This is a genomic window from Rhodococcus sp. 05-2254-6 (assembly GCF_002258565.1).
Lineage (GTDB): Bacteria > Actinomycetota > Actinomycetes > Mycobacteriales > Mycobacteriaceae > Rhodococcoides.
Genome location: NZ_NOZF01000045.1, coordinates 127,079 through 145,056 on the forward strand (window position 1 = coordinate 127,079; position 17,978 = coordinate 145,056).

At 65.1% G+C, this 17,978-nt stretch carries 19 protein-coding genes and 1 pseudogene; 5 read left to right on the forward strand and 15 right to left on the reverse strand.

Translation table 11 applies throughout. From position 1 onward, the window contains the following. Positions 1 to 8: 8 nt before the first annotated feature. Together CH256_RS05705 and pgsA are read right to left on the reverse strand one after the other, a co-directional pair. Positions 9 to 350 carry a helix-turn-helix domain-containing protein gene (locus tag CH256_RS05705; RefSeq protein ID WP_032397883.1) on the reverse strand — a complete coding sequence of 114 codons (342 nt, stop codon included), beginning with the start codon at positions 348 to 350 and terminating at the stop codon, positions 9 to 11. 198 nt (positions 351 to 548) lie between these two features. Continuing rightward, complete coding sequence (pgsA, locus tag CH256_RS05710; RefSeq protein WP_231893994.1) at positions 549 to 1,253, reverse strand: CDP-diacylglycerol--glycerol-3-phosphate 3-phosphatidyltransferase; 705 nt, start codon at positions 1,251 to 1,253, stop codon at positions 549 to 551. 140 nt (positions 1,254 to 1,393) lie between these two features. Between pgsA and CH256_RS05715 the strand changes: the two genes are divergently transcribed. Further along, positions 1,394 to 1,981: an amino-acid N-acetyltransferase gene (locus CH256_RS05715; RefSeq protein WP_082899029.1), complete on the forward strand. Its 588-nt coding sequence runs from the start codon at positions 1,394 to 1,396 to the stop codon at positions 1,979 to 1,981. Between the two features lie 41 nt (positions 1,982 to 2,022). Beyond that, entirely contained in the window at positions 2,023 to 2,307 is a 285-nt protein-coding gene (locus CH256_RS05720; protein WP_068050703.1) for a YciI family protein, read from the forward strand. Between the two features lie 88 nt (positions 2,308 to 2,395). On the opposite strand, the gene CH256_RS05725 is transcribed toward CH256_RS05720, so the two are convergent. Together CH256_RS05725 and CH256_RS05730 are read right to left on the reverse strand one after the other, a co-directional pair. Next, entirely contained in the window at positions 2,396 to 5,083 is a 2,688-nt protein-coding gene (locus CH256_RS05725; protein WP_176460472.1) for a DNA translocase FtsK, read from the reverse strand. Between the two features lie 69 nt (positions 5,084 to 5,152). Next, positions 5,153 to 5,782, reverse strand: a complete 630-nt coding sequence (locus tag CH256_RS05730; RefSeq protein ID WP_176460473.1) for a TIGR03085 family metal-binding protein — start codon at positions 5,780 to 5,782, stop codon at positions 5,153 to 5,155. 95 nt (positions 5,783 to 5,877) lie between these two features. Here CH256_RS05730 and CH256_RS05735 point away from each other — a divergent pair, with 95 nt between their 5' ends. After that, positions 5,878 to 6,657, forward strand: a complete 780-nt coding sequence (locus CH256_RS05735; protein WP_094614466.1) for a sulfite exporter TauE/SafE family protein — start codon at positions 5,878 to 5,880, stop codon at positions 6,655 to 6,657. 31 nt (positions 6,658 to 6,688) lie between these two features. On the opposite strand, the gene CH256_RS05740 is transcribed toward CH256_RS05735, so the two are convergent. The 3 genes from CH256_RS05740 to thyX all read right to left on the reverse strand — a co-directional run bounded on the left by CH256_RS05740 (position 6,689) and on the right by thyX (position 10,312). Then, positions 6,689 to 8,443 carry a ribonuclease J gene (locus CH256_RS05740; RefSeq protein ID WP_037189531.1) on the reverse strand — a complete coding sequence of 585 codons (1,755 nt, stop codon included), beginning with the start codon at positions 8,441 to 8,443 and terminating at the stop codon, positions 6,689 to 6,691. Positions 8,444 to 8,550: 107 nt separating this feature from the next. Then, positions 8,551 to 9,459, reverse strand: coding sequence for a 4-hydroxy-tetrahydrodipicolinate synthase (gene dapA, locus CH256_RS05745; RefSeq protein ID WP_032377140.1), 909 nt, complete (start codon positions 9,457 to 9,459; stop codon positions 8,551 to 8,553). Positions 9,460 to 9,559: 100 nt separating this feature from the next. Then, positions 9,560 to 10,312 (reverse strand): FAD-dependent thymidylate synthase, encoded by a 753-nt coding sequence (gene thyX, locus CH256_RS05750; RefSeq protein ID WP_094642066.1) that lies wholly within the window; start codon positions 10,310 to 10,312, stop codon positions 9,560 to 9,562. Between the two features lie 140 nt (positions 10,313 to 10,452). On the opposite strand from thyX, the gene CH256_RS05755 reads away from it, so the two are divergent. Further along, complete coding sequence (locus tag CH256_RS05755) at positions 10,453 to 10,932, forward strand: hypothetical protein (RefSeq protein ID WP_094642068.1); 480 nt, start codon at positions 10,453 to 10,455, stop codon at positions 10,930 to 10,932. Positions 10,933 to 10,937: 5 nt separating this feature from the next. Here the strand turns inward: CH256_RS05755 and zwf are convergent, their stop codons facing one another. The 4 genes from zwf to CH256_RS05770 all read right to left on the reverse strand — a co-directional run bounded on the left by zwf (position 10,938) and on the right by CH256_RS05770 (position 15,175). Continuing rightward, the gene (gene zwf / locus CH256_RS05760; RefSeq protein ID WP_094669073.1) at positions 10,938 to 12,392 is read right to left on the reverse strand and encodes a glucose-6-phosphate dehydrogenase; all 1,455 of its coding nucleotides are present in this window, start codon (positions 12,390 to 12,392) and stop codon (positions 10,938 to 10,940) included. Between the two features lie 64 nt (positions 12,393 to 12,456). After that, the gene (locus CH256_RS05765) at positions 12,457 to 13,665 is read right to left on the reverse strand and encodes a winged helix-turn-helix domain-containing protein (protein ID WP_094642070.1); all 1,209 of its coding nucleotides are present in this window, start codon (positions 13,663 to 13,665) and stop codon (positions 12,457 to 12,459) included. Between the two features lie 35 nt (positions 13,666 to 13,700). After that, on the reverse strand, positions 13,701 to 13,817 hold the full coding sequence (locus CH256_RS29065) for an MFS transporter small subunit (protein WP_441344172.1): 117 nt from the start codon (positions 13,815 to 13,817) through the stop codon (positions 13,701 to 13,703). After that, entirely contained in the window at positions 13,814 to 15,175 is a 1,362-nt protein-coding gene (locus CH256_RS05770) for an OFA family MFS transporter (RefSeq protein ID WP_068050714.1), read from the reverse strand. The genes CH256_RS29065 and CH256_RS05770 overlap by 4 nt, the downstream gene beginning before the upstream one ends. A 136-nt stretch (positions 15,176 to 15,311) precedes the next feature. Between CH256_RS05770 and CH256_RS05775 the strand changes: the two genes are divergently transcribed. Next, positions 15,312 to 15,755, forward strand: a complete 444-nt coding sequence (locus CH256_RS05775; RefSeq protein ID WP_255183277.1) for a hypothetical protein — start codon at positions 15,312 to 15,314, stop codon at positions 15,753 to 15,755. Between the two features lie 95 nt (positions 15,756 to 15,850). On the opposite strand, the gene CH256_RS05780 is transcribed toward CH256_RS05775, so the two are convergent. The 4 genes and pseudogenes from CH256_RS05780 to CH256_RS05795 all read right to left on the reverse strand — a co-directional run. Next, the gene (locus CH256_RS05780) at positions 15,851 to 16,303 is read right to left on the reverse strand and encodes a flavodoxin family protein (RefSeq protein ID WP_094669068.1); all 453 of its coding nucleotides are present in this window, start codon (positions 16,301 to 16,303) and stop codon (positions 15,851 to 15,853) included. Positions 16,304 to 16,309: 6 nt separating this feature from the next. After that, on the reverse strand, positions 16,310 to 16,729 hold the full coding sequence (locus CH256_RS05785; protein WP_179272011.1) for a hypothetical protein: 420 nt from the start codon (positions 16,727 to 16,729) through the stop codon (positions 16,310 to 16,312). A gap of 50 nt (positions 16,730 to 16,779) precedes the next feature. Further along, positions 16,780 to 17,538, reverse strand: a complete 759-nt coding sequence (gene dapB / locus CH256_RS05790) for a 4-hydroxy-tetrahydrodipicolinate reductase (RefSeq protein WP_068050716.1) — start codon at positions 17,536 to 17,538, stop codon at positions 16,780 to 16,782. Positions 17,539 to 17,695: 157 nt separating this feature from the next. Then, a pseudogene (locus tag CH256_RS05795) lies at positions 17,696 to 17,965 on the reverse strand (ATP-binding cassette domain-containing protein); the annotation flags it as partial. Positions 17,966 to 17,978 lie beyond the last annotated feature (13 nt).

Consider the following 17,978-nt stretch of genomic DNA (forward strand, 5'->3'; position numbering starts at 1 on the left):
TTCCGATCTTAGGCGGCGGCGAGTGCTCTGGCAGCAGGTGCCGGAATCACGACACGAGTATCGCCGTCGATGCGGGTGGCGACCGCCGCCTCGTCGAGCCGCGCGGCGGCGGTCGAGGCGTCGGACAGTGTCACACTGACATCGCTCATGACGTCCGAGAGCGGGACGGCGAGGGCGTCGCAGATCGCAGCGAGGAGCTCGCTCGACGCTTCCTTGCGACCACGTTCGACCTCGGAAAGGTATCCGAGGCTGACGCGTGCGGTGTTCGAGACTTCACGCAGGGTTCGGCTCTGTGCGACGCGAGTACGCCGCAAACTGTCGCCGAGTGCTTCACGCAATAGCAGCGCCATCTCGCTCCTCCTCGTTGGTGTTCGTGCCGACGGCTGTGCCGTCGAGACGACAACGTTCACATCTCGTTCGTCCGGAGCCGTCACGATGTTCAACGTCCCAGTCGGTCCGATTGGTTCCCGACCCTATATGCCCGTTCACTGCGACACGCGCCGAAACAGCTGCGACACGGCCACCACGACTGTAGCCCGCCGACGAGTTCACGCGGAGGACACGCCTCGGCGCAGACGAACGGCCTGCACCACGTAGTCCACACCGGTGTAGACGGTGAGCAGAACCGCCAGCGCCATCAAGGCGACCGCGACCGGGTCGAACACGCTCGGCAGAGGGCACAGGTACACCCCGATCGCGAACGTCTGCACCAGAGTCTTCACCTTGCCGCCGCGCCCTGCGGGGATCACTCCGTGGCGGATGACGGCGAACCGCACCGCGGTGATGCCGATCTCCCGCACACCGATTATCACCGTCACCCACCACGACAGGTCGCCCAACATCGACAGTCCGACGAGCGCGGCCCCGATCAGAGCCTTGTCCGCGATGGGGTCGGCCATCTTCCCGAAATCGGTGACGAGACCGTACTTGCGGGCCAACTGACCGTCGATCCGGTCGGTGATGGCAGCAGCAGCGAAGATCGCGGTTGCCGCCAGCCGCCAGGATGTGTCGTGGCCGTCACCGACGAACAGTGCTGCGAGAAAGACCGGAACCAGTGCGATTCGGAGCACCGTCAGGACGTTCGCGATATTGAGCAACGGCACTTCGTCCGGACCACCGGTGACAGCGTTGCCGTGAGGCAGTCCCGAATCACGCAGTCCCGAATCACGCGGGGCCGAAGCACCGGAGGGACGGTTGCCCGGAATCTCGCCGCTGGATGGAACGCCGTGATCGGGCGTCACCGGCCCGCTCATCGGCAGAACCGCGCGCCGTCGACGACGTACCGGTCGGTGTGTCGGCTTCGGCGCAGCACCGATCCGCCGAGACGGGGACACAGCTCACTGAACGACACACGAAAAGTTTATCGGTTGCGGTACTGACTACTGTTCACCCCATGACTTCTGGGCCGAATCGGGCGAGTCGCGACATCGCAGACCCCGAATCCGACGTGCAATCCGACATTGCGGACCTCGGCTCCGCTGACGACGGCACTCTCGTCGTGCGTCGAGCCAGAACCTCCGACATCCCCGAGATCAAGCGTTTGATCGACATCTACGCCGGACGCATTCTGCTCGAGAAGAACCTCGTCACCCTGTACGAGGCGGTGCAGGAGTTCTGGATCGCCGAGCGTGACGGCGAGATCATCGGCTGCGGTGCACTGCACGTGCTGTGGGCCGATCTTGGCGAGGTTCGCACGGTCGCCGTCGATCCCGCCGCCAAGGGGCACGGCGCAGGCCATCTGATCGTCGCCAAACTGATCGAGGTCGCTCGTGATCTGGCGTTGCAGAAAGTGTTCGTGCTGACTTTCGAGGTGGACTTCTTCTCTCGACACGGGTTCGCCGAGATCGACGGAACCCCCGTGACGGCCGAGGTCTATGCGGAAATGTGCCGTTCCTACGACACCGGCGTGGCGGAGTTCCTGGACCTGAGTTACGTCAAACCGAACACTCTGGGCAACACGCGGATGTTGCTGTCGCTCTGACAGAATTCCGGGATCACCCCTCGAATCCGGAAGAGAGCTCCATGCCCCTGATCGCCGTCAGCTACACCTATTCACCCGCCACCACAGACGGGCGCGACACCCACCGCGCAGCACATCGCGCCTGGTTGGCCGACCTACTCGACCGGAAAACCCTGGTGTCGAGTGGACCGTACGCCGATGGCAGCGGTGCTCTGCTGCTGGTGGAGGGCGCGGATGCTGCCACCGTCGAGACGCTGTTCGCGCAAGACCCGTTCGCGGTGGAGAACCTGATCGAGTCGGCGACGTTCCACGAATGGACGCCCGTCATGGGCACCTTCACGTCCTGATCTTCCCCGCTCCCCCCCCGTTCGAATGAATGGACCACTGCACCGCCGAGACGGCTGCAGTGGTCCATTCACCCACGCCGGGAAGCGGTCAGAACTCCTCCGACGCGGGCTGCTCGTCCGGGTCGCCGCCCTTGATCGACCACAGCAGACCGTCGAGTTCGTCGGGCTTGACGAGTACCTCGCGGGCCTTCGAGCCTTCGCTCGGGCCGACGACTCCGCGGTTCTCCATCAGGTCCATCAATCGCCCGGCCTTGGCGAAGCCGACTCGAAGCTTGCGTTGCAGCATCGACGTCGAACCGAACTGACTCGTCACGACCAGTTCGACCGCCTGCAACAGCACGTCGAGGTCGTCGCCGATGTCCGGGTCGACGTCCTTCTTGTCCGAGACCTTCGCAGCGGTGACGGTCTCGTTGTACTCCGGCTCGGCCTGGTTCTTGGCGAAGTCGACGACGGCGGCGATTTCCTCGTCGGTGATGAACGCACCCTGCAGACGCGTCGGCTTGCCCGCACCCATCGGTAGGAAGAGCGCGTCTCCCATACCGATGAGCTTCTCCGCACCCGGCTGGTCCAAAATGACGCGTGAGTCGGTCAGAGACGACGTGGCGAAGGCCAGTCGCGACGGCACGTTCGTCTTGATCAAGCCCGTCACGACGTCGACCGAAGGACGCTGGGTGGCGAGCACCAGGTGAATGCCGGCGGCGCGCGCCTTCTGGGTGATCCGCACGATCGCCTCTTCGACGTCACGCGGGGCAGTCATCATCAGGTCGGCCAGCTCGTCCACGATGGCCAGGATGTAGGGATACGGCCGGTAGACGCGTTCGCTGCCCAGTGGTGCGGTGATCTCGCCGGACCGCACCTTCTTGTTGAAGTCGTCGATGTGACGAACCTTGTTGATCTGCATGTCCTGGTAACGCTGCTCCATCTCCTCGACGAGCCAGGCCAGCGCCGCGGCAGCCTTCTTGGGCTGCGTGATGATCGGGGTGATGAGGTGCGGAATTCCCTCGTAGGGCGTCAGCTCCACCATCTTCGGGTCGATCAGGATCATCCGAACCTCGTCCGGCGTCGCCCGTGCGAGCAGCGAGACGAGCATCGAGTTCACGAAGCTGGACTTACCGGAACCGGTGGATCCGGCCACCAGCAAGTGCGGCATCTTCGCGAGGTTGGCGCTGACGAAGTCGCCCTCGATGTCCTTACCGAGTCCGATCACCAACGGATGGTGGTCCTTGCGCGTCGACGGCGCGGTCAGCACGTCCGCCAGACGGACCATCTCACGGTCCGAGTTGGGCACCTCGATACCGACCGCGGACTTGCCCGGGATAGGTGCGAGCAGGCGAACGTTGTCGGTGGCGACGGCGTAGGCGATGTTACGTGCGAGTGCCGTGATCTTCTCGACCTTGACGCCGGGGCCAAGCTCCACCTCGTAGCGGGTGACCGTGGGGCCGCGGGTGAAACCGGTGACCGCGGCATCGATCTTGAACTGTTCGAGTACCTCGGAGATCGCCTCGATCATGGCGTCGTTGGCCTGGCTGCGGGTCTTGGGCGGATCTCCGTCGATCAGCAACGACAGCGACGGCAGCGTGTAATCCCCGTCGACGACGCGATCGACGACGATCTTGTCGTCCTCGGCCGGCTGTTTCGGTTCGGCCGCCTTCACGATCGGCTTGGGCTTCGGCCGCGGGGGCGCGACCGGCTCGGGAGCAGGTGCGGGAACAGCGGCGGCGGGTGCGATGACCTCGGTGGCAGCCTCGGGCGGCGGGGTCTTGCGCGCGCGTGGCGGCTTGACGACCGGGATGTATTCCTCGGTCGGGTAGTTGTCGTAGGGGTCTGCGCCGCCGTGGACCGGGTAGCCGTCGGCGTCGAAGTTGCTGTCGTAGTCGCCGTAGCCCTCGTCACCGAATTCGGAGCCGAAGTCGGCCGGGTCGTACTCGTCGTATTCGTCGCCGCGGCTGTCGGTGCCGAACAGTGCACGCATCCGATCGGGTACGTCGCGCACGGTGGTGCCGGTGAGAAGCAGTACTCCGAACAGGCCTGCGAGCAGCAACAACGGTACGGCCAGCCACACGGTGAGGCCGTCGGCTATGGGTCCACCTGCCACGTATCCGATGAAGCCTGCGCCCTCGGATCGGCCGGCGGCGTCGGTCGGTGAGCCTGCGGCCATGTGCCACAGGCCGAGGATCGGCAGGCCGAGCAGGATCGATCCCAGAACAAGTCGCGGCCGTACCTCGGGATGCGGTTCGGAGCGCATCAGAACGACGGCGATGGCGACACCGAGCACGGGCGCGACGTAGCCGGCTTCACCGATGACGGCGCGGATACCCACCTCGATCCATTCGCCGACCGGTCCCCCGGCGCTCAGCCACACACTCGCGGCGACGACGACACTGACGGCGATCAGTCCGAGGGCGATCCCGTCCCGGCGGTGGCCGTGCTCGATGTCGGCGGCTTTGCTCACCGTCCGCGTCGTGGCACCGACTCCGCGTGCCGCCATCGACCAGGTGGACGCGATGCCTCGCCCGATCGCGTCGAGGGCACCGCGTGACTTCTTCTTCGCCGCCGGGCGCCGAGCCGTCGACGCACCCCTGGCTGGGGCCTTGCCACGGGAGGACGCGTTCGCACGCGACGTCGCGGGGTTGCGCGGCGCGGTGGGCTTCTTCGGCGTCGTCACGGTGCGCGCAGTACGCCCGCCACCGGATTTACGGGCGGTGCCGGACGCGCGCGAGGAGCCGGATCCGCTGGATCCGGCTCTGGCGGTGGAGGTGCTGGTCTTTCCTGCCATGCCCCCAGGCTAGTCGCAACAGCCCCGTCGAAACCATCCGCAACACCAGTAACAGCGGGGGTGAATGTGTCAGAAGCTCAGATCGAGTGCCTTCACGGCAGCCACGTCGTCCGCCGAACCCTCGTACAGCACCTCGATCCGATCGCGCCCGAACGCGTAGAGCAGCAGTTCCGACGGCTCCCCCACCACGGTCACGCCCGGGCCCGGGCCCGATCCACCCTTGAACGTGGCTGTGCGGCCGTCCGGGGTGCGGACGTGCACCGGAATCGGCGCAGAACGGTGTCCGGCCCGGCCTATCAAACGAACCTGCGGCCACAGGCGCGTTTCCACCGCGGCCGGCAACACTCGTCGAGTCCAGCTCTCGCCTGCCCGGCGCAGATCCTCGTGATGAACGAACATCTCACCGAGATTGATCAGGGGGTCCAGCAGTGCGAACGGCGACCACATGGGCGGCCCCGTCCGTATGTCCTCCACCACCGTCGTGAACGGTTTGTTCGCAACGGATCGCTGGACGCGCTCCGTGTACCCCGCGAGCGGAGAGAGAAATATGCCGGGCGAGGCGTCCAGGCGTCGTTCCCGGACGACGAGATGCGCCGCCAGATCGGCTGCGGTCCACTCACCGCACAGCGTCGGCGCATCGGGACCCACGTCGAGAAGGGTCTGGACCAGTTGGGAACGTTCATCCTGGGCGAGGCTCACGCGGTCCACGGTACGTCCCGAGCGATCCGACGGCATCCCGCCGCCCCACACTCCCCGATGTTCGATGCACCTGCGGCGTCGGTAGCCTCCCAACAGTGCCGGTATCGGAAATTCTCGTCATCCTGCTCGCCGGACTCGGAGCCGGAGCCATCAACGCCGTCGTCGGTTCCGGGACGCTGATCACGTTTCCGACGTTGGTCGCATTCGGCTATCCCCCGGTGGTCGCCACCATGTCCAATGCGGTGGGCCTGGTGGCGGGAAGCGTCTCGGGTACGTGGGGTTATCGGCGCGAACTGCGCGGGCAGTGGCATCGACTGCGGTGGCAGTTGCCTGCCTCGTTCTTGGGCGCGCTCGGCGGTGCCTGGCTGCTGCTCCATCTACCCGAAACCGTGTTCGCCGCAGTGGTTCCGGTATTGCTCATCGGCGCGCTGATTCTCGTTGTCGCACAACCGAGAATCCAGGCCTGGGCCAAACGGCGATCGGAAGCCGCAGGCAAGGCCGCGAACCACATCAGCCGTACCCGGATGGCCTTGGTCACCGGCGGCACTCTGCTGGTCGGTATTTACGGCGGCTATTTCACTGCCGCACAAGGCATCCTGCTCATCGGGGTGATGGGAGCGCTGCTCCCCGAGACCATGCAGCGGATGAACGCAGCCAAGAATCTTCTGTCATTGGTCGTCAATGTCGTTGCAGCGGTGACGTACACGATCTTTCGCTTCGACGACATCAGCTGGCAGGCAGCGGGACTGATCGCGGTCGGCTCGCTGATCGGTGGAGCCGTCGGAGCGCGCTACGGCCGCCGGCTCTCGCCGGCGGCCCTGCGCGGTGCCATCGTCGTCCTGGGTCTGATCGGACTCTGGAGACTGCTCGTCTAGACGATCGCGTCCAGTTCGACTGTGGGAGCGCCTAGTTCGACTGCGGTTGCGGCTTGACCGCGATGATCGTCGGAACGATCATCGGCTTGCGGCGATACTTGTCCGCCACCCACCGACCGACGACACGACGCACTGCCTGCGCGATGCGGTGCGTATCGGACACGCCGTCGGACGCCAGACGCTGCAACTCCGACTCGACGAGTTGACCGGCTTCCTTGAGTGCAGCCGGATCGTCGGAGAATCCGCGACCGGACACCTCGGGTGCGGTCACTGCACGACCGGTGGCCGAATCGACGGCGACGCTGATCGCGATGAAACCGCCCTCGCCCAGCACCAGTCGGTCGGACAGCGTCGAATCGCCGACGTCACCGACCGAGAGGCCGTCGACGTAGACGTGCCCCACGGGCACCTGTCCGACGATCTCGGCGAGACCGTCGACCATGTCGACCACCACGCCGTCCTCGGCCAGCACCACTCGCTCCTCGGGTACGCCCGTCGCCTTGGCCAGCGCCGCGTTGGCGCGCAGGTGACGCCACTCGCCGTGTACCGGCATGGCATTGGTGGGCCGAACGGCGTTGTAGAGGTAGAGCAGCTCTCCCGCCGACGCATGGCCCGAGACGTGAACCTTCGCGTTCTGCTGCGTCACGACGGTCGCACCGCGCTTGGCGAGGCCGTTGACCACCGCGAACACCGAGTTCTCGTTGCCGGGAATGAGTGAGGACGCCAGCACCACGAGATCGTTCGCCTTGACGTTGATCTGTCGATGCTCGCCGCGAGCCATCCGGGACAGCGCCGACAACGGCTCGCCCTGCGAACCGGTGGAGATCAGCACCAACCGGTCGTCGGGAAGCGTTGCGGCAGTGTCGACATTGACCTCGAGACCGTCGGGCACACGCAGGTAGCCGAGATCCTGAGCGATCTGCATGTTGCGGACCATCGACCGGCCGACGAATGCCACGCGGCGGTTGTACCGCTCGGCGACGTCGATGACCTGCTGAATGCGGTGCACGTGACTGGCGAACGACGCGACGATGACGCGCTGCTTCGCCTTGCCGATGACGGTGTCGAGTACTCCGCCGATCTCGCGTTCCGGCGTGACGAATCCGGGCACCTCGGCATTGGTGGAGTCGACCAGAAAGAGGTCGACACCCTCGTCGCCGAGCCGGGAGAAGCCGGCCAGGTCGGTCAGGCGACCGTCGAGCGGTAGCTGATCGAGCTTGATGTCACCGGTGTGCAGCACCAGCCCGGCATCGGTCCTGATGGCGATGGCGAGCGCATCGGGAATGGAGTGGTTCACCGCGAAGTATTCGCAATCGAACGGGCCGTGCTGCGTGTGCTGGCCCTCGATGACCTCGACGAGGTTCGGCCGCAATCGGTGCTCACGGCACTTGGCCGCGACGAGCGCGAGGGTGAACTTGGATCCGACGACGGGTAGGTCGGGACGCAGGCGCAGCAGGAACGGGACAGCACCGATGTGGTCCTCGTGACCGTGCGTCAGGACCACGGCCTCGACGTCGGCCATGCGATTCTCGATGTGCCGGAAGTCGGGCAGGATCAGGTCGACACCCGGCTGCTGATCCTCGGGAAAGAGCACGCCGCAGTCGATGATCAGCATTTTGCCCTGGTGCTCGAACACCGTCATGTTGCGACCGATTTCGCCGATGCCACCGAGCGCGACCACTCGCAGGCCCTTGAACGGGGCCTTCGGCGGTGTGCCGAGACGCTCCGTCGGGTCGAATTCACGACGCTTGTCGGGACGCTGAGTGCGCGCCGAGTTCTGCACCATCGGCTTCCCCTGCCGAGCCCCTGCCGGTTGGCCCTGCTTCGGGGCCGGACGCTCGGAGGGGGGTCCGGCGTTTCGGGTTGCGCGTCCGCGCGATCTGTTCGGTCGTGTCATACAAGAACTCCTGCCGCCCGCAGCTCTGCTGCGAGCAATTCGATGTGGTCGATGCTCGGTGGCACCTGGGGAAGTCGTGGTTCGCCGACATCGATTCCGATGAGGCGAAGGCCGGCCTTCGATGCGCTGACGCCGCCGAGGCGCGCGACCGAACGAATGACCGGGATGAGGCTGACGTTGATCGCCTGAGCACGCGCGATGTCGCCCATCATGAAGGCGGTGTGCAGCTCGCGGAGGCGAGCCGGAACGAGGTGGCCGATGACGCTGACGAAGCCTGTTGCTCCGACCGAGAGCCAGGGCAGGTTCAGCGGGTCGTCGCCCGAGTAGAACTGCAACCCGGTCGACGCGATCAGTTCGGCACCGGCGTTCAGATCACCCTTGGCGTCCTTGACCGCGAGGATCCGTGGATGCTCGGCGAGTCGACGCAACGTCTCGGTCTCGATGGGAACGACCGACCGCGGCGGAATGTCGTAGAGCATCACGGGCAGGTCGGTGGCGTTCGCGACCGCGGTGAAGTGCGCGTACAGACCGGCCTGCGGCGGGCGGGAGTAATACGGGGTGACGACCAGAAGACCGTGTGCGCCTGCACGGGCGGCGTCACGGGCCAGCTCGACGCTGTGTGCGGTGTCGTTGCTGCCGGCTCCGGCGATGATGCGCGCCCGATGACCGACCGCGGCGATCACTGCGCGAAGCAGTTCGAGCTTCTCGTTCTCGGTGGTGGTCGGCGACTCGCCCGTCGTGCCGGCCAGAACCAGTCCGTCGTTGCCCTGCTCGACGAGATGATGTGCCAGCCGAACGCCCGCATCGATATCCAACTTGCCGTCCGCCGTGAACGGGGTCACCATCGCGGTGAGCACCGTACCGAACACAGGCGCAACGGAAGGAGCGGCGTCACCGTAGGTCATGGCAGCAGATTACCCGGTGCTTTGCCCACTCTCGCGCAGCGGGACTCCCCGCCGACACCGTCCAGCCATACCCGGTCTACGGCGCAACCGAACCTCGTAGTCAGACCTCGGTCACGAACGGGCTGCGGGCGACTTCCGTGCCGTCCGGCAGCGTCGAGATCTCGAAGTCGCCGAACACGTCGGGAGCCACTGCCACGAGCTTACGCAGACATTCGACGGCAACGCGTCGAATCTCCACGTCCGCGTGCTCGGAGGCACGCATCGACACGAAATGCCGCCACGCACGGTAGTTTCCGCTCACCACCACGCGTGTCTCGGTCGCGTTCGGCAACACCGACCGAGCCGCCTGCCGCGCCTGTTTGCCCCGTAGAGCAGCGTTGGTGACCGATTCCAGTTTCCCCTCCAGCGCACCGAGCAGTTCGGTGTAGGCCGCCCGACTCGCCTCGGTCGCAGACGCGAACAGCGCCTCGAGCTCGGGATCGCCTTCGACAGCCGGTGGAAGAACCACGTTGGCGTCGTGTTCGGGAACGAATCGCTGCGAGAGTTGCGAGTAGGAGAAGTGCCGGTGCCGGATCAGTTCGTGTGTGCACGATCGCGAGATTCCGGTGATGTAGAAACTCACGCTCGCGTGCTCGAGAACCGACAGGTGTCCGACGTCGAGCAAATGACGCAGATACGACGCATTGGTCGCGGTCCGAGGATTGGGCTTGGACCAGCTTTGGTAGCAGGCACGACCGGCGAACTCGACCAATGCCTGCCCGCCGTCCGCGTCGGTTTCCCAGGGAATGTCGACGGGCGGAACGAACTCGGTTCGGGCGACCAGTTGCACTTTCAGCGCAACCGTCCGCGGCACAGCTCTACCTTCGTTTTCTGCTGACACCGCACAACCCTAAACGCGGCACCGATGCCCGGCGAACGATGGCGTCACGGCGCCGCTACATGACGTCACCAGGCACGCTTGACCGACGTCAACTATGACGCCACACTGGCGTCATGGAACTGGACAAGTACACCGCGTCGCTACGCACGGATCTACTCGCGGCAGCCGCTCTGGGCGACGAGCACACCCGCCAGACGGCCGAAGCTCTCGGCAAGACGGCGGAGGCGTCGGCCAGATTGATGCTGCTCACGGCACTGTCGGACTTCGCGGCAGAGGTATCGAACGACCTGAATGGTCATACGGTCACCGTTTGCCTCGACGGTACGCAGGCGCACGCCGATGTTCGACGCGACGGCCCGCTGCCCGGTCTGCACGACGGCGATCCGGCAGAGCCCGTCACCGAGGACTACCCGACCATGGACGACGTGTCCGGTGAGGTCCGACGGGTGACGCTGCGATTGGTCGAGCAGATCAAGGAACGGGCCGAGGACGCCGCGAACAACAGCGGAGTGTCGCTCAATTCGTGGTTGTCGCAGGCAGTTCAGGGCGCACTGCGTGATCAGATGCGCAAGGACCGTGGCTGGAACAACTGATCGGCCTACTTCTTCTCGCGCCACTCCCGCTCGAAGGGCAACCGCCACGCGTGTGGGGCGATGAGTTGATGGATCGCGTTGGGCCCCCACGACCCCGGTGCGTACGACCGGACCGGGGGTGGATCGGCGAGCAGCGGTTCGGAGACCTGCCACAGCCGCTCGATGCCCTCGGCCGTGGTGAACAGGGTGTGGTCGCCGTACATGGCGTCGAGGATCAGCCGTTCGTAGGCTTCGAGTACGTCTCCGACTCGTTCGGTTTCGTGAATCGCGAACTGCATGCTGAGTTTGTCGAGGTGCATACCGGGACCGGGCCGCTTGCCGTAGAACGACAGCGAAACCTTCGAGGCGTCCGCGAGGTCGAAGGTCAGATGGTCGGGACCTTGCGCTCCCACGCCCGAGCCGGCCGGGAACATGCTCTTCGGTGGTTCCCTGAAGGCGATCGAGATGATGCGCTGCCCTTCGGCGAGTCGCTTACCGCTGCGCAGATAGAAGGGCACACCGGCCCAGCGCCAATTGTCGATTTCACACTTGAGAGCCACGAAGGTGTCGGTATCGGAGTCGGGGGCTACGCCCTCTTCTGATCGGTACCCCGAGTATTGCCCTCGCACAACGTTTTTCGGGTCCAGGGGCAGCATGGATCGGAAGACCTTGTTCTTCTCCTCGCTGATGGCGCGGGGTTCGAGCGCCGTCGGCGGTTCCATGGCCATGAATGCCAGCACCTGGAACAGGTGCGTGACCACCATGTCCTTGTACGCGCCGGTGGATTCGTAGAATCCGGCTCGGCCGTCCAGTGCGAGCTTCTCCGGGATGTCGATCTGGACGTGATCGATGAAGTTGCGGTTCCAGATCGGCTCGAACAACCCGTTGGCGAACCGGAAGGCCAGGATGTTCTGAGCGGGTTCCTTGCCGAGGAAGTGATCGATCCGGAAGACCTGATCCTCGTCGAACGTTCGGTGAACCCGAGCGTTCAGCGCGATCGCGCTCTCGAGGTCGGTGCCGAACGGCTTCTCCATGATGATTCGGGAGCGCTTCACCAGATCTGCCGATGCGAGCGTATCCACTACTGCCAGAGCAGCTCTCGGCGGAACAGACAGGTAGTGCAGCCGTTCGGCGCTTCCTCCGAGGTCGATCTCGGCCTCGGCCACGGCCTCCCCCAACGCCGCCGGTCCTGCCTGCTGCGACACGTAGGTCAGTCGCGAGGCGAAACGATTCCATTGCTCGTCGCCGACTTTGCGACTCGAGTGGGTGTTGATCGATTCGCGAGCGAGAGCGCGGAATTCGTCGGTCGACATCTCTTCGAGAGATGTGCCGACGACCCGGATGTTCGGCGCGAGATCGGACAGCGCCAGATGCATCATCCCGGACAGTAGTTTTCGCTTGGCCAGGTCTCCTGTCGCCCCGAACAGGACGACGACCTGGGGTGGGAGTTCGGGGGCGGTGTCTGTCCGGCGCGAAGTCACACTGGAAATAGTGACACCGATTCTTCCGACCTGCACTTCGGCAGAATCGAACCCCCGACCGACGTCATCGCAGTGCGGCGACGAGGTCTCCCCGGTCCCCCACCACCACGCGTTCGAGTTCGAGCCAATCCGCCATCTCCCGCAGTACGTCTCGTAGTCGAGGCGCAATGTCACCGGCGTTGCGGTCGCCTTCGACGTAGGCCGCGATCACGTGCAGTTCGGACTGCGCTCGCACTGCCTTGAGATCGACGCGAGCCACCAGATGCCCGTCGAGCAGAAAGGGAAACACGTAGTAGCCGTGGACTCGCTTGTGCTGTGGGGTGTATATCTCGATTCGGTAGTGGAAGTCGAACATTCGCTGCACCCGGGGCCGAAAGAAGATCATCGGATCGAACGGGCACAGCAGTGCGGCGGCGGTGGCCGTTCGCGGTGTCCTGGCGTCGCGGTGCAGGTATGCCGGTGCGTTCCAGCCTCGGACGGTCACCGGTTCGAGTACGCCGTCCTCGACGAGATCGCCGATCGCCGCCTTGGCCTGCTTCTGCGAGAGCCGGTAGTAGTCCCTCAGATCCGGCTCGGTACCGATTCCCAGTGCCCGAGAGGACTTTTCGATCAGTTGCCGTACCGCGTCCGGTTCGTCGACGTGCCTGTGCAGAACGTTCTCCGGGATCACCCGTTCGCTGAGCTCGTACCGGCGCACGAATCCCGTCCGTGTCGGCACGGTCACCACGCCGGCCGCGAACAGCTGTTCGCAGACGACCTTGACATCACTGCGATCCCACCAGGGACCTTTGCGACCGGGGGTGTCCAGCTCGAGGTGCTTCTCGATCTCACCCGCGCTGGCCGCACCGATGTCGCCGATCACCGCGAGGACGTCGTCGACGAGAGTCGGTTCGCGATCGAGGATGTGCGCAGCTCCGCCCCACCGCCCGTGTCGATACAGCTCCATTCGCCATCGCATCAGCGGCCAGTCCTCCACGGGCAGCAATGCGGCCTCGTGGGCCCAGTACTCCACCAGTCGACGAGGTCGACGCGCAGTGTCGGTCCATGCGGCGTCGTCGACGACAGTGCGATCGTAGGCACCGACGCGGCTGAACACCGGTGCGTAGTGCGCCCGCACCACCACCGACACGGAGTCGATCTGCAACAGTCCGGTGGTGTCGATGGCTGCGTGAACCGCGGCCTTGCTCGCCGGCCGAGTACGCGACCGCCTCGACGCCAGCCCCTGGGCGGCCAGGGCGGTACGACGCGCGGCGGCGGCACTCATCTCCTGCATCGGACCAGCCTGTCACGGCCCACCGACACGTCGACTCACGTGCTGAACAGGTTCGCCGCCTTGAGGATCAGTTCGTACAGTCCGTAGGCGAACGGCACGGCAACCCACGCCCATGCGACCGCCATCGTGACCTGCTTGCGTCCGCCGCTCATGCCTTCGCTCCTGTGGTCGTCGCGGCCTTCGCCGGATCGGCTTCGTGATACTTCGATGCGACCGGCTTGATCGCCTCGTTGGCAAGGAAGCCGACCACGAGCAGACCGATCATCACGTAGAACGCCGGTAGGTATCGGCCGGTGGTTCCGGGTTCTCCGGCGTCGGCGATGGCGTTGACGATCAGCGGCCCCAGGACACCGGCCACCGACCACGCGGTGAGGAGTCGTCCGTGGATCGCGCCCACCTGATACGTACCGAAGAGGTCCTTGAGATAGGCCGGAACCGTGGCGAATCCCGCGCCGTAGAACGAGAGAATGAGCAAGGCCGAGACCATGAACAGGATCTTGTTGGTGTTGGTGAACAACGCGATGTACAGGTACAGCAGTGCGCCGACACCGAGGTACATCCGGTAGATGTTCTTACGCCCCACCACGTCGGACACCGAAGACCAGACGAACCGTCCGATCATGTTGGTCAGGGAGAGGAACGCGACGAAACCGGCAGCCGCAGCGGCGAGAGATTCGGGCGAGGTCGCGTCGGGAAAGAAGTCCTGATAGATGCCCGATCCGCGCTCGAGAATGCCGATTCCGGCAGTGACGTTGAAGCACAGGACGACCCACAGCAACCAGAACTGGGGAGTCTTCACTGCGTTCGCGGCCGAGACGTTGTGCGTCGAGATCATCGCCGATGACGCGGGCGGGGTCCATCCGGCCGGGGTCCATCCCTCGGCCGGCACTCTGATCAACACGACTCCCAGTGCCATGAACACCGCGTATCCGACGCCGAGCGTGAGGAACGTCTTGGCGATGGACCCGTCGGTGAACCCGCCGAAGTTCACCATCAGCTGGCTGGTGAGGGGCGACGCGATGAGTGCGCCGCCGCCGAAGCCCATGATCGCGATACCGGTGGCCATGCCCGGCCGGTCCGGGAACCATTTCATCAAGGTCGAGACCGGTGAGATGTAGCCGATTCCGAGGCCGATACCGCCGACGAACCCGTAGCCGAAGATCACCAGCCAGAACTGTCCGAGGGCCATGCCCAGCGCGGACAGCAACAGTCCCGAGACGAAGAAGACCAGGGAGACGGCCATAGCCCACCGCGGACCGTTCTTCTCGACGCGGGTTCCGAAGATCGCCGCGGACAGGCCGAGCATCACGATGGCGAGCTGGAACGGAATGGCAGTGACGGTGCCGCTGAGCCCGAGTGCGTCGGGCTGCGAGATGGCGTTCTTGAACACGCTCCAGGCGTAGGCGGATCCGATCGCGAGGTGAATGGACAGCGCGGCCGGAGGTATCAACCAGCGGCTCCACTCGGGTGTCGCGACGATGGCGGAGCGATCGAGAATGCGGAGGGTCATCGAAATCCCTTGAGATAGAAAGCGGTACAAGCGTGCAGTATCTCCTGCAGTCAAACACGTGTACCGCCCTGCTCGCTCACAACTGTCAATAGTTTCTTCACCGAACTCACTTTTCTTACCGCGTATCCTCGCGGCAGTGGATATCGAGCGGTGGCGCAGCAGATTGCCGGTGAGACGAGCCTCCGACGGTGAGGTGATCGGGTGGACCGTCGCCCACGACACGAGTGCACAGGACGAATACGACGACGATTACACCGTCGATGCCGTCAATCCCGCCGGCATCACCGTTGCGCACGGCGTGCCGATCGAGACTGCGATCGCCCAGCTCGAGGATCGCGGTCTGGCATCGCTGTCGGCTCCGCACTGGACCAAGGCACCCCTGCCACTCGAATCCGAGACCGATCTGAGTGCACCGCAGGAGGACTGGCCGTGGCGGCGGGTGCTGATGACGCAACTCGACGACAACCGAGTGTGGATCAGGCCCGCGTATCCGAGTTGGCCGGAGCGCCTGCTCGAGATTCCGCTACCGATCCCGGCCGACGACATTCTGCGCCCGGACTCCCCCGCCGACTCCGACTGAATCAGTAGCGCCCTACTACGGACCTCAGGGCGTCGGCCACTTCGTAGCTCTCGGGTCGGGTGTGCGAGCAACCGAAGAAGCTCGCGAGGAAGCCCTCAGTCCGACAACCCCGCCGCAACGGTTCCGCCGAGTTCGTAGCAGCGTTCACGTGCAGGTTTGCCGCTCTCGGCGACGTGCAGGGTGCCGAACACTTTCTCCAGACCCCAGCCCGACGCGATCTTCTCGATCGCCCGGCCGGCACCCAAGGTGTCGTCGTTGCCGTGAACCCAAGCAGCGTAGGGCTTTCCGGCAACGGCACCGAGACACGGGTAGTACACGGTGTCGAAGAAGTGTTTCAGAGCCCCGCTCATGTATCCGAAATTCGCCGGTGTTCCGAAGAGAAAGCCGTCGGCACCGAGTACGTCGGGAACGGTCGCGCCGAGAGCAGGCACACTGCGCACGTCCACGCCGGTGATCTCGGGGTCGTGAGCGCCGTCGAGAACTGCCTCGAGCAGCTCGTGCGTGAGCGGGCTCGGGGTGTGATGAACGACCAGCAGGGTGCGCGGCATCGAAGGTCAGTTCTCGTCCCGTTCGAGTGCCACAGCCCGCTTCATCGTCTCGCGGGCCCGTCCACGGTCACCGGCATAATCGTAGGCGCGAGCCAGCCGGTAGGAGTTGCGCCAGTTGTCCGGATCCTTCTCCCACTCGGCCTTGACCTGTTGGAACAACTCATCCGCCGCATCACGTTCGATTCGACCCGACGGCCTGCGCGGAAGATCCGCGACGTCGAGTTCGAGGCCCTCCTCGTGAATGCGCGAGGCCAGCCGCTGGTGGTCGAAGCCGGCTTTGAGGGTGGCCCAGACGATCCACAACCCGAGTATCGGCAGCAGCAGGACCCCGATCCCCAAGGAGATGCTCGCCACGCCACCGTTCTGGATCAGAGTCACACCGCGCTGGCCGAGCAGAAAGAAGTAGAAGCCGAGAATCAGCACCATCACCGCGAGGATGGCGAGCACCTTCGTCGTTTTGTTCACCGTCGATCAGCTCACAGATCCAACAGCGGATCGAGGCCGACGGTCAACCCCGGTCGTCCCGCGATCTCGCGGACTCCGAGCAGCACACCGGGCGCGAACGACGTTCGATCGAGCGAATCGTGCCGAATGCTCAGTGTCTCACCCTGCGTGCCGAGCAGAACCTCTTGATGCGCAACCAGTCCCGCGAGCCGGATCGAGTGCACACGCACTCCGTCCACATCGGCACCACGTGCGCCATCGAGTTCGGTCGTCGTCGCATCGGGGCTCGCCGGAGTGCCTGCGGCCGCTCGTGCCTCGGCAATCAGCGCGGCGGTTCGGTACGCCGTGCCCGACGGCGCATCGGCCTTGTTGGGGTGGTGCAGTTCGATCACCTCGACCGAGTCGAAGAACCGGGCGGCCTGCTGCGCGAATCGCATCGACAACACCGCGCCGATGGCGAAGTTCGGTGCGATCAGTACACCCGTCTGCGGCGATCCCGCCAGCCATTCGCGAACCTGCTCGAGCCGCCGTTCGTCGAATCCGGTGGTGCCGACCACTGCATGGATACCCTGCTCGATCAGGAACTGCAGGTTGTCCATCACCACGTCGGGGTGCGTGAAATCGACGACCACCTGGGCGTTCGCATCGACGAAGTTCGCCAGCGGATCGCCCTGGTCGACGGTCGCCACGAGCTCGAGATCCTCGGCTGCCTCGACGGCGGCACAGATGGCCTGCCCTACCTTGCCGCGTGACCCCAGTACCCCTACTCGAACAGGTGCCGTTGCACTCACGTCGTACCCACACTCGTTTCGTCGTCTTGTCGGTTCTACCGACCTCAGAGCCTACTTCTCCACGATCCGTCCCAGCAGCTACGGTCGTCCGGTGCCATCCAGCGTCCTGTTCGCCGACCGAGTCGATCTCGTCCGTGGCGGGCGATACCTGCTCAGCGATGCCTCGCTGCGGGTCGACGTGGCCGATGTGCGTCCGCAATTCGCGCATGTCCACTCGCCCGAGGCGATGGCCCAGAACGTGCACTGCACCGTGCGTGGGATGGACGAGCGCGCCGAGCAAGCTGAGCAGGGTGGATTTGCCCGCGCCGTTGGCACCGAGCAACACCCAGTGCTGACCCTCCTCGACCCGCAGCGAGGCATCGCTGAGCAGGTATCGCCCGCCACGGACGAGATCGACTCGGTCGGCGAACAGGACGCTGGATGGCACCGGACGACCGTCG

Bases quoted from the DNA above. Each gene is read 5' to 3' on its own strand.
- CH256_RS05740 (WP_037189531.1), bottom strand. From the start codon at position 8,443: ATGGTGCAGAACTCGGCGCGCACTCAGCGTCCCGACAAGCGTCGTGAA.
- CH256_RS05765 (WP_094642070.1), bottom strand. From the start codon at position 13,665: ATGCAGGAGATGAGTGCCGCCGCCGCGCGTCGTACCGCCCTGGCCGCC.
- CH256_RS05720 (WP_068050703.1), top strand. From the start codon at position 2,023: ATGCCCCTGATCGCCGTCAGCTACACCTATTCACCCGCCACCACAGAC.
- dapA (WP_032377140.1), bottom strand. From the start codon at position 9,459: ATGACCTACGGTGACGCCGCTCCTTCCGTTGCGCCTGTGTTCGGTACG.
- CH256_RS05770 (WP_068050714.1), bottom strand. From the start codon at position 15,175: ATGACCCTCCGCATTCTCGATCGCTCCGCCATCGTCGCGACACCCGAG.
- CH256_RS05785 (WP_179272011.1), bottom strand. From the start codon at position 16,729: ATGGTGCTGATTCTCGGCTTCTACTTCTTTCTGCTCGGCCAGCGCGGT.
- CH256_RS05715 (WP_082899029.1), top strand. From the start codon at position 1,394: ATGACTTCTGGGCCGAATCGGGCGAGTCGCGACATCGCAGACCCCGAA.
- CH256_RS05780 (WP_094669068.1), bottom strand. From the start codon at position 16,303: ATGCCGCGCACCCTGCTGGTCGTTCATCACACCCCGAGCCCGCTCACG.
- CH256_RS05725 (WP_176460472.1), bottom strand. From the start codon at position 5,083: ATGGCAGGAAAGACCAGCACCTCCACCGCCAGAGCCGGATCCAGCGGA.
- CH256_RS29065 (WP_441344172.1), bottom strand. From the start codon at position 13,817: ATGAGCGGCGGACGCAAGCAGGTCACGATGGCGGTCGCATGGGCGTGG.
- pgsA (WP_231893994.1), bottom strand. From the start codon at position 1,253: ATGAGCGGGCCGGTGACGCCCGATCACGGCGTTCCATCCAGCGGCGAG.
- CH256_RS05755 (WP_094642068.1), top strand. From the start codon at position 10,453: ATGGAACTGGACAAGTACACCGCGTCGCTACGCACGGATCTACTCGCG.
- CH256_RS05705 (WP_032397883.1), bottom strand. From the start codon at position 350: ATGGCGCTGCTATTGCGTGAAGCACTCGGCGACAGTTTGCGGCGTACT.